11 protein-coding genes are annotated in these 10,458 nt (G+C 41.0%); all 11 read left to right on the plus strand.

Going from position 1 to position 10,458, the window contains the following annotated elements:
- Positions 1-209 precede the first annotated feature (209 nt).
- Positions 210-974, plus strand: coding sequence for a LysM peptidoglycan-binding domain-containing protein (locus tag E5983_RS06900; protein ID WP_160333143.1), 765 nt, complete (start codon positions 210-212; stop codon positions 972-974).
- Between the two features lie 253 nt (positions 975-1,227).
- The gene (locus E5983_RS06905) at positions 1,228-1,764 is read left to right on the plus strand and encodes a hypothetical protein (RefSeq protein WP_160333144.1); all 537 of its coding nucleotides are present in this window, start codon (positions 1,228-1,230) and stop codon (positions 1,762-1,764) included.
- Positions 1,764-2,252: a hypothetical protein gene (locus tag E5983_RS06910; protein WP_160333145.1), complete on the plus strand. Its 489-nt coding sequence runs from the start codon at positions 1,764-1,766 to the stop codon at positions 2,250-2,252. Before E5983_RS06905 ends, E5983_RS06910 begins: the two co-directional genes overlap by 1 nt.
- 74 nt (positions 2,253-2,326) lie before the next feature.
- Positions 2,327-3,157, plus strand: a complete 831-nt coding sequence (locus E5983_RS06915) for an ABC transporter ATP-binding protein (RefSeq protein ID WP_160333146.1) — start codon at positions 2,327-2,329, stop codon at positions 3,155-3,157.
- 55 nt (positions 3,158-3,212) lie between these two features.
- Positions 3,213-3,860, plus strand: a complete 648-nt coding sequence (locus E5983_RS06920; protein ID WP_160333147.1) for an ABC transporter permease — start codon at positions 3,213-3,215, stop codon at positions 3,858-3,860.
- A 206-nt stretch (positions 3,861-4,066) separates the two neighbouring features.
- The gene (locus tag E5983_RS06925) at positions 4,067-5,728 is read left to right on the plus strand and encodes a peptide ABC transporter substrate-binding protein (protein ID WP_160333148.1); all 1,662 of its coding nucleotides are present in this window, start codon (positions 4,067-4,069) and stop codon (positions 5,726-5,728) included.
- Positions 5,729-5,797: 69 nt separating this feature from the next.
- Entirely contained in the window at positions 5,798-6,712 is a 915-nt protein-coding gene (locus tag E5983_RS06930) for an ABC transporter permease (protein ID WP_160333149.1), read from the plus strand.
- 10 nt (positions 6,713-6,722) lie between these two features.
- The gene (locus tag E5983_RS06935) at positions 6,723-7,754 is read left to right on the plus strand and encodes an ABC transporter permease (RefSeq protein WP_160333150.1); all 1,032 of its coding nucleotides are present in this window, start codon (positions 6,723-6,725) and stop codon (positions 7,752-7,754) included.
- Between the two features lie 12 nt (positions 7,755-7,766).
- Complete coding sequence (locus E5983_RS06940; RefSeq protein WP_160333151.1) at positions 7,767-8,807, plus strand: ABC transporter ATP-binding protein; 1,041 nt, start codon at positions 7,767-7,769, stop codon at positions 8,805-8,807.
- A gap of 1 nt (position 8,808) precedes the next feature.
- A complete protein-coding gene (locus tag E5983_RS06945; RefSeq protein ID WP_160333152.1) occupies positions 8,809-9,738 on the plus strand; it encodes an ABC transporter ATP-binding protein in 930 nt (309 codons plus the stop codon).
- Positions 9,739-9,846: 108 nt separating this feature from the next.
- Positions 9,847-10,437 carry an MFS transporter gene (locus E5983_RS06950; protein ID WP_160333153.1) on the plus strand — a complete coding sequence of 197 codons (591 nt, stop codon included), beginning with the start codon at positions 9,847-9,849 and terminating at the stop codon, positions 10,435-10,437.
- Positions 10,438-10,458: the final 21 nt, after the last annotated feature.

Genomic DNA, 10,458 nt, shown 5'->3' on the forward strand with positions numbered 1-10,458 from the left:
GAATCCATTTTTATCCTTAGAACAGATTGAACGATAAGAAAAATCATCAGAAATTGCCATTGTTTTTTGGCAATTTCTGATGATTTTTTAGCTATTTACACAGAGTTGTTTGAGGTATGAATAATTTGGGTATACTATTCTTGGGTAGAGATCTTATCCTTTTTGAACAATCGTAAGAACTTTTTAACTTCCTCAAAGGAGAAAATTGTATGAAAAAGAAACAGTTTCTAGGAACTGCCTTGGTGCTGGGTTCCTTGGTAACACCAGCTGTTCTACAGACAACGGCAGTTGTTCAGGCAGATGAGTTTTACCAATACCAGTCAACGGCTCAGGCAGCGGATATTACTAACTGGATTGCGCGTACTCCGGAGCAAATTAAGCAACAAATGCAGAGTCAGAATATCCAAGTTGACTCATCAGGTGCGGTTGCAACTGATGGTCAAACCTATGTGATCCAATGGGGTGATACCATGTGGGGAATCTCCCAGGCGACGGGGATTCCGATTGCTAAATTGGCCTATGATAATAATATCCAGAATGTTGACTTGATTTATGCTGGGGATACACTGATTCTCAAGCGAGACGGTCATGTTCCTGTGGACTATAGTTACAACGGTCAAGGCCAGCATTGTGCCATGACTAAGGTTGTAATTAATAATTACATCCATAATGGCAATAATGTGACCAATATTGACAATTCAACAAGGATCAATCTAACAAAGATTGAAAATAATACCTGGAACGAAATTGATCAATCGAGCCTTAACCTTACCTTCAAGCCATCTGTCACAATGAATGAGGAAAATAATGTAACTTGGAAAGTGACTGAAAAAGATCTGGAAGCTGCTGAAGCGAGTGGCCAGACAGTAAGCAACCCCGCTACATCTGATTCCAGCGCATCAACAAGTGAAGATTCCTCAAGGGCACCTCTAAAAACCCCAGTTTTTCTTCAAATTGAATCACTCAAACCTTGATAAATCAACATTTAGATTTTCAGAAATTTAGTTTTTAGAGGTGCCCTCAAAAGTCGTAACAACTGAAACAAGTGATAGCAGCTCCTCAGAGGGATCTGATTCTACTTCATCAGGTTCTAATACAGAATCTTCAGGGTCTACCTCAACAGCTCCTGAGACAAGTGACGCAAAACAAAGTAGTTCTAGCTCAACTAGCTCTTCTAGCAGCGTTTCTTCATCTACAAAAGCTTCAAGCTCTGAAGCGGAGCTAGAGATGGATGAATTCTTGGATAAAATCCAAGCGGAAATTGAGTCCCTTCAAGCTAAGGATCCGAGCCAATCTGCTAGTCCTGCTTGGAATTTCTTGACTAACAAAGATGATTTCAATCAAAATTCCAGTCTTGTTGCAGATCTAGACATGGAGCAACTGTATACGCCACGTGCTGAGACTCTAGCTGTAGATTTGAGCAAAAAAACAGCTAGCTCAGCTAAGAAGGCAGCGGAAGAGATCTATACTAAGCTCAAGCTCAAAGCATCTAGTTTGGCGGATGCTAGTTACTTGCAACTTGTTTTGACAAAGGAATCTGGCCGAGATGCCTTTAATGTCAAGGTTTATACAGAGGTTGAGGAATCTAGCTCTAGTTCCAGCTCTAGTTCAAGTTCAAGTGCGGTGATGAGTTCAACAACTTCTGATGATGATTTTACAGAAGTTAGCCGCAGTAGCTCTTCGGGAACTGGGTTCATTCGTCCTGAAACCAGTACCAGCACCAGCACTAGCTCCAGTTCAGATTCAGATGAGGAGTGGGACTGATGATCAAACAATGGCTTACTAATAAATATGTTCGTATGGGACTGGCAGCTTTACTGGTACTAGCCCTGGGTTTTGGAGGTTTCTATTACTGGGCCAGCCACCGCTTGGATAAGGTTGTTCAGGGGAAAACCTATCAATATTCCAGCGTTTTAGACGGCACTCAAAATGACAAAATGATGTATGTCACCTTTCAAATTGGAGGTAACCGGGTTGTTGTAACCCAGAGTCGTGAAGTTGCCCTAAAAGCGGCCAGCTCCCCAGAAGCCTTCCAAAAAACCTATGAGGAGCAGGCTGTAGAATGGCAGTACAATGTCACTCCGACAAGCCTCACCCTAGGAAAAAAAGAAAATGATGAACTTTCACAATGGCAATACAATGCAGTTTTTGCTCTAGGTGATCAGTTCACTTCCAATAGCTTTACTTATCAGATTGCTCGCGGCGGTCAAGGTGAAGTGAAGCAAAAGATGGTTTTCAAAGAAATCCAATAAACGAGTGCAGCAGCCACCCATTAGGGTGGTTTTTGCTACTAAATGATTTTAAAAAAAAAGAGAGGTGGATCTGTATGATCCGAATAGAAGGATTAAAAAAGAGCTTTGGCTCCAAAGTCGCCCTGGAGAATCTTGATTTAAACTGGGTAGGCGGTGAGATTTTAGGTTTTTTAGGACCGTCTGGTTCGGGTAAATCAACACTAATCAGTATCCTAACGGGTCAAGTGGATCCGGATGCAGGACAGGTTCAGATTTTAGGGAAGGATGTCAGAAACTTAGGGGTGGAGGACTTTGCCCAACTAGGATTGATGAGTGAAGCTCTTGGCTTTTATGAAACCTTGACAGTTTACCAGAATCTAAGCTTTTTTAGTCGTTTTTTCCAAATTCCAATGCAGGCGGTTGATGATCTCTTGAAAAGATTGGATTTATGGGAGGATCGGGATGTTAAGGCCTCCAAACTCTCGACGGGGATGCGGCAACGGATGTTGTTGATTCGGGCGGTGCTGCATCAACCGAAACTCTTATTCTTAGACGAACCGACATCTGGTCTTGACCCAACTCTGGCACGAAAAATCCAGGATCTACTCTTGGAGTTGAAGGAAAAGGGGACCGCTATTTTTCTAACCACTCATAATATGGAAGAGGCCACACGGCTGAGCGACCGCCTGGCGATCTTGCACAAGGGAAGCATTGTGGAGTGCGGGAGCCTTGAGGAGATCGGCCAGCGTCAGGCAACGGGAGAGGATCTTGTAACCCTCTCTTATCGGAATGGCCGGACTAAGACGGTTCCGCGTGCAGAGGTGAGTCAACACCTATCGGATCAAGTGGTTGGAATGGAGTCCAGAGAGATGGATTTAGAATTGATTTTTATGAAACTAACAGGAGCTTCCTTGTATGAATCATAGGTTAAAAAGTTTACTTTGGTTGCGTTGGCAATTCCTACAAAGCAACAAATTCATAGTGTTTGTATTTGTATTGTCCCCATATATAGATACGTATCTTTTACGGATATTTGACGAAATAGCTGGTGGTACAGGAACGGAAAGGAATCTTGGGATTCTGATATCGGCATTTGTTCTAGGAGCATTTGCTTATGGTCATACTGTCGTCTTGACGAGTTTGATCGTGGCGGAAGAGAAGCAGAAGCGGAATATTCGAACCCTTTCGATAGCAGGTGTGACAGCTCGAGAATACCTCATATCAGTAGCTTTGATTCCTTTTTTGAGCGCAATCCCGCTAGCTAGTCTTGCGCCGCTAGTCTTCGGGCTGCCGGTTACAAACTGGTTTGTCTACCTGATTCTGCTATGTTTGACCCTAGTCGCCTATCTTTGTCTAGGTTTAGTGATTGGTTTGCTGACGAAAAACAGTGGGCAGGCGGCTAGTATCTCTATTTTATTGATATTTCTATCCATGGGCTTGCCCTTACTCTATGACATTTATTCCTGGCTGCAATTACCAACTGATCTGAGCTTGATGGGGGCTACAGTCTCATTTTTAGTGACTGGGTATGTGCAGCTAGTGTCTGTTATCGCCTTGCTTGGCTGGTTGATTTTGTTTGCAGCTTTAGCATTTTGGGCTTATGAGAAGAATCGAAAAGAAGAGCGGTAGGGTGTGCTCTTCTCTGAATCTATAGATTATTGCCTTCTTCCTTTGGGAGGAGGCTTTGTTGATTTTTAGTAGAATTTAAAGGAGCTCGAGACCAATTGATATATTATCCGATGAGAAAGTTTTTTGAAAATTTCCACAAAAGTTCTATGAATTTAGATTTATTTAAGGTATAATGGTTAAAAATTTTTGCTTTAGGAGGTTTCTTAATGGTGGCATCTAAGAAACGTACGTTTAAAGGTCTAATGGGACTAGGTGTTGTTGCACTGGCGTCGACAGCTGTCCTAGCAGCTTGTGGTTCAAATAGTCAGCAATCATCCGCAAATAAAGATGAGATTAACTGGTATACCCCAACTGAAATCTTGACTTTGGATATGTCTAAGAATACAGATCGCTATTCATCAATGGCGATTGGAAACTCAGGTAGTAACTTACTTCGTCGTGATGAAAATGGAGAATTGCAGCCGGATCTAGCAGAAAAGATTGATGTATCAGAGGACGGATTAACCTATACTGTAACTTTGCGTAAGGGTCTTAAGTATTCAGATGGGACAGCCTTGACTGCTGAAGATTTTGTTTATACTTGGCAACGGATTGTCGATCCAGCAACGGCTTCAGAATATTCCTACCTAGCTTCTGATGTTCATCTTGTGAATGCTGCAGATATTATCGCTGGTAAAAAGGGAGTCGAGGAGCTTGGTGTTAAAGCAGAAGGGGATGCTAAGCTTGTCTTTACCCTTTCCAATCCATCACCTCAGTTTATGAGCCTCTTGTCATTCTCTAACTTTGTTCCTCAGGATAAAGAATTTGTTGAAAAAGCAGGTAAAGACTATGCGACAACTTCAGATAAGCAAATCTATTCTGGTCCTTATAAGGTAGAGGATTGGAACGGGACAAGCGGTACCTTTAAGTTAGTGAAAAATGATAACTATTGGAACGCTGAGAATGTAAAGACTAAAACAATCAATGTCCAAACTGTCAAGAAACCAGATACAGCTGTTCAAATGTATAAACAAGGTCAATTAGACTTTGCTAATATCTCTGATACATCTGCTATCTACAATGCAAACAAGAAAAATTCAGATGTTGTCGATGTGCCAGAAGCAACAACAGCCTATATCGTTTATAACTTAACTGGCAGCGTTAAAGGATTGGAAAACGAGAAAATTCGTAAAGCCTTGAACCTTGCAACGGATCGTCAAGGAATAGTTGAAGCAGCGGTTGATACAGGTTCTAAACCAGCAACAGCTCTTGCGCCAACAGGACTTGCTAAATTGCCAGATGGTACAGATTTGGCTGAATATGTAGCTCCAGGCTATTCTTATGATGCAACTGAGGCAACAAAACTCTTTAAAGAGGGTCTTGCTGAAGCTGGTTTGAGTGAGTTGACACTGACTGTTACAGCAGATGCAGATCGACCAGCAGCTAAGGCAGCTGTAGATTACATCAAGGAAACATGGGAGAAGGCTCTTCCAGGATTGACTGTCGAAGAGAAATTTGTGCCTTTCAAACAACGTCTTGAAGATACAAAGAACCAAAACTTTGATGTAGCTCTCGTTCTCTGGGGTGGTGATTATCCAGAAGGATCTACCTTCTATGGCTTATTCCAATCAGATTCTGCTTATAACTACGGAAAAGTTAACAGTGATGCCTATAATGCAGCTTATCAAAAAGCTTTGTCAACAGATGCTTTAGATCCTAAGGCAGCTGCAGATGACTATAAAGTTGCTGAAAAAGTCCTATACGATGGTGCATTCTACAACCCAATTTACTTCCGTTCACAGGAAGGATTGCAAAATCCATCTATCAAGGGTCTTATCCGTAACTCAACAGGTTTAGAAGTAGACTTTACTTACGCACACAAAGAATAAAAAGAATCAAGCCTATGTTTGCAAGGACTGGATTTCCAGTTCTTGCTTTGCTTATAAAAGGGAAAAATTATGTGGAAATATCTCTTAAAACGGATTGCTATTTTAATGATCACCCTTTGGGTCGTTATTACCTTATCTTTCTTCCTCATGCAGGTGATGCCGGGAACTCCTTTTAACAATCCTAAGTTAACGGATGAAATGATTGCCTTGATGAATCAACAATATGGTTTAGATAAACCTGTTTGGCAACAGTATATTCAATATTTGGGGAAAGTTTTACAGGGAGATTTTGGGACAAGCTACCAGTCCGTTAGTCAGCCTGTCAGCATGCTCATTGGTCAACGTTTGTCAGTCTCTATTCATCTAGGGATTCAAGCTCTTGTACTCGGTGTTGGGGCAGGTCTTTTTGTGGGAGCTGTTTCGGCTCGGAATAAAAATAACTGGATTGACAGTGTCTTAAGTGTTCTTTCAACTTTGGGAATCTCTGTCCCAGCCTTTATTATTGGTCTTTTATTGCTGGACTATCTTGGTTTTAAATGGGGACTCCTACCTTTATCAGGATGGGGAACCTTCGGGCAAACAATTTTGCCAACATTGGCTTTGGGCATTCCTGTTTTTGCTCAGGTCACTCGTTTCTTCCGAAGTGAGATGATTGAGACCATGAATTCGGACTATATCCAGTTGGCACGTGCCAAGGGGATGACGGGACGTCAGATTACTAGGAATCATGCATTGCGAAATTCTTTGATTCCCGTTCTGACCCTAGTTGGTCCTTTAGCAGCTAATGTTTTGACGGGATCAGCTTTAATTGAGCAAATTTTCTCCATTCCGGGGATTGGTCAGCAGTTCGTGACGTCGATTCCAACCAAGGATTATCCGGTAATTATGGGAACAACCATTGTCTATGCTATGATGTTGATGGTGGCAATTTTGATTACGGATATTATTACCAGTCTTGTGGATCCCCGTGTTCGCTTGAAGTAAGGAGGCTAGTATGGAAACCAAACAAACCTTTAAACTTGTGGGAGCCGGTAACACTGAATCCCAAGAAAAAATTTCAAAACCGACTCTATCCTTTACTCAGGATGCTTGGCGGCGTTTAAGGAAAAATAAATTAGCCGTTGTATCTATTTGGTTTTTGGCGGTTTTATTGGTCTTTTCAATTGGATCAACAGCTTTTGTTTCTACCAATGATGCCAATAGTTTTAATAGTGAAGAAGTCACAACCTATCGTAATCTGCCTCCTAAATTAAGTAAAGATCTACCTTTTTGGAATGGAACAATTACGTATTCTGGAAATACGGAAGCTAATGATGCTTATGAGGATCAGTCTGTACCAGAAGGAGATAGTTTTGTTTTAGGAACTGATAATCTGGGGCGTAGTATTGCTAAACGTGTGACTGTTGGGATTCGGATTTCACTTTTAATCGCACTTGTCGCAACTGTTATTGACTTGATTATTGGAGTGACTTATGGTCTTATCTCCGGTTTTGTTGGCGGTAAGGTCGATATGGTCATGCAACGGATTATTGAGGTGATTTCATCGATTCCTAATTTGGTAATTGTGACCATGTTGGGGTTACTATTGGGGAACGGTGTAACTTCTATTATCATCTCGATTGCGATTGTGGGCTGGACCTCTATGGCTCGCCAGGTTCGTAACTTAACCCTTTCGTATCGGGAGCGTGATTTCGTCTTGGCCTCAAAAACCCTGGGTGAGAGCAATCTCAAAATTGCTTTTAAGCATGTTTTGCCTAATATTTCAGGAATTATTATTGTCCAAATTATGATGACTGTTCCAAGTGCTATCATGTATGAGGCTGTTTTGTCAGCTATCAACTTGGGAGTTAAGCCTCCAACAGCCTCACTAGGCTCTCTGATTACAGACGCATCGGAAAATCTACAGTATTATCCTTACCAAGTTTTGATTCCATCACTGGCTTTGGTATTGATTTCCCTTGCCTTTATTCTTTTGGGAGATGGCTTGCGTGATGCCTTTGATCCAAAATCTAGTAAGGAAATTTAAGAGGAGGGGAATATGTCAAAAGAAAACATTTTAAGTGTCAAAAATCTCCATGTTAATTTCCGGACATATGCTGGAGAAGTAAAGGCTATCCGTGATATTAGTTTTGACTTGAATAAGGGAGAGACCTTAGCTATTGTTGGAGAATCCGGTTCAGGTAAGTCAGTGACGACAAAAACCTTGATGGGCCTATCCGAAAAAAATGCAGAAGTTTCTGGCCAGATTGATTTTAAGGGTCGTAATTTAACGGAATTGAAAGAAGATGATTGGGTTCAGGTTCGTGGTAATGAGATTGCTATGATTTTCCAAGATCCTATGACGAGTTTAGATCCAACCATGAAGATTGGGATGCAAATAGCAGAACCGATTTTGTTACATAAAAAGGTTTCTAAACAAGAAGCTTTGGATCGCGCTCTTCAACTGATGAAAGATGTCGGAATTCCGAATGCAGCAGAACATATTAATGATTATCCCCACCAATGGTCTGGAGGGATGCGTCAACGGGCGGTTATTGCAATCGCTTTGGCTGCGAATCCAGAGATTTTAATTGCAGATGAACCGACAACGGCTCTAGATGTGACTATTCAAGCACAGATTTTACAACTGCTCAAAGATATTCAGAAGGAGCGACAATCTTCTATTATTTTTATCACCCATGATTTGGGAGTTGTGGCAGGGATGGCAGATCGTGTAGCTGTTATGTATGCGGGAAAGATTGTGGAATATGGTACAGTTGATGAGGTCTTTTACAATCCACAACACCCTTATACTTGGGGTCTTCTCAACTCTATGCCAACGACTGATACAGAGGCTGGGAGTTTAGAAGCTATCCCAGGGACACCACCTGATTTGCTTTACCCACCTAAGGGGGATGCTTTTGCTGCTCGTAATGCCTATGCCTTAGATATTGATCACGAAGAAATTCCTCCAATGTTTAAGGTTTCAGATACGCATTTTGCAGCAACCTGGCTTTTGGATGAACGTGCTCCAGAAGTAACACCACCAGCTGCCATTCTGAAACGTTGGGAACAATGGCAGAAGATGAAGGAGAACTAAGATGACACAAGAACGTCAAAAGTTAGTAGAACTAAAAAATGTAACTTTGACCTTTAACCAGGGAAAATCCAATGAGGTCAAGGCTATCGATAATGTTAGCTTTGAGATTTACGAAGGAGAAATCTTTGGACTTGTAGGAGAATCTGGTTCTGGTAAGACAACCGTTGGTCGCGCCATCTTGAAACTTTATGATATTAATGATGGGGAAATTATTTTTGCAGATAAAAATGTAGACCAGCTTAAGGGAAAAGATCTTTATGATTTTCGCAAAAAAGCGCAAATGATTTTCCAAGATCCTCAAGCCAGCCTAAATGGACGTATGAAAATTCGGGATATCATTGCTGAAGGTCTAGATATTCATAAATTGACTCAGACAAAAGAGGAGCGTGAAGCTAGGGTTGAAGAATTAATTGATCTAGTTGGACTTAATAAAGACCATCTGTCGCGCTATCCTCATGAATTTTCAGGGGGTCAACGCCAACGTATTGGTATTGCTCGTGCTCTGGCAGTTCATCCAGATTTCATTGTAGCTGATGAACCGATTTCAGCATTAGATGTATCCATTCAAGCTCAGGTTGTGAATCTGATGCAAAAATTGCAACGAGAGCAAAGGTTGACCTATCTCTTTATTGCTCATGATTTGTCAATGGTGAAGTATATTTCAGATCGTATTGGAGTTATGCATTGGGGTAAACTGTTAGAAGTAGGGACAGCTGATGAGATTTACAACAATCCGATTCACCCCTATACTAAGAGTCTCTTGTCCGCTATTCCTGAGCCAGATCCGGAGCGTGAACGAGCTCGTCAACATCAGGAATATGATCCTTCCATTGAACAGGACGGTCAAGAGCGTCAAATGCATGAGATTCGTCCAGGTCATTTTGTTTATGCGACAGAAGCAGAAGCTGAAGTTTATCGCCAATCTCAATAATCATCAAAAGGCCTGCGAAAGCAGGTTTTTTGATATTCTAGATTGTTTTTTTATCAATAGATATTTATGTTATAATAAATTACTTATTTTAAACGAGGTAATGAACATATGTTGAGTAATTTGGATTTTAGAAATTTATTTATAGGGCGTTTGTTTCTAAATTTAGGGGACAGTTTGGTCTATATCATTTTTATGTGGTTCCTCTACAACATGACTGGTGACTCGCTGTTTGCTGGAATTGCGGGCTTTTTCTTTACGCTTCCTCCTTTTCTAGGAATTTTCTTTGGTCCGATTGTGGATCGGAAGGATCATCGTAAACTGTTGGCCCTGTTTTCGACTATTTTATTAGTATTGACCTTGGTTTTGGCAGTCTTTACTTTTTTCTTTGGTTTTAATGTTTATCTGCTGTTACTGTTTATCCCGTTCATGACATTTGTATCGGAATTTTCTTATCCCGTTGGGGAGAGTCTAGTTCTTAGAATTGTTCCTGAAAAAGATTTGATGAAGGCTAACTCATTGGCGATGATTGCAAGTACTGGTGCAGATTTGTTTTTCAATGCGATTTCAGCAATGCTGATTAGTTTTTTACTATTTGATCAGTTATTATTTTTAATCAGTTTTGTATTCTTGTTAGCGGCTATTTGGGTGTGTCAAGAATTTTGTGTAAACTCCAAAGCAGAGTTTGAATGTGTGTATTAATCGGACAAGGAATTGTAAGGA

It is taken from the genome of Streptococcus danieliae (genome assembly GCF_009767945.1).
In the GTDB taxonomy this organism is placed as follows: domain Bacteria; phylum Bacillota; class Bacilli; order Lactobacillales; family Streptococcaceae; genus Streptococcus; species Streptococcus danieliae.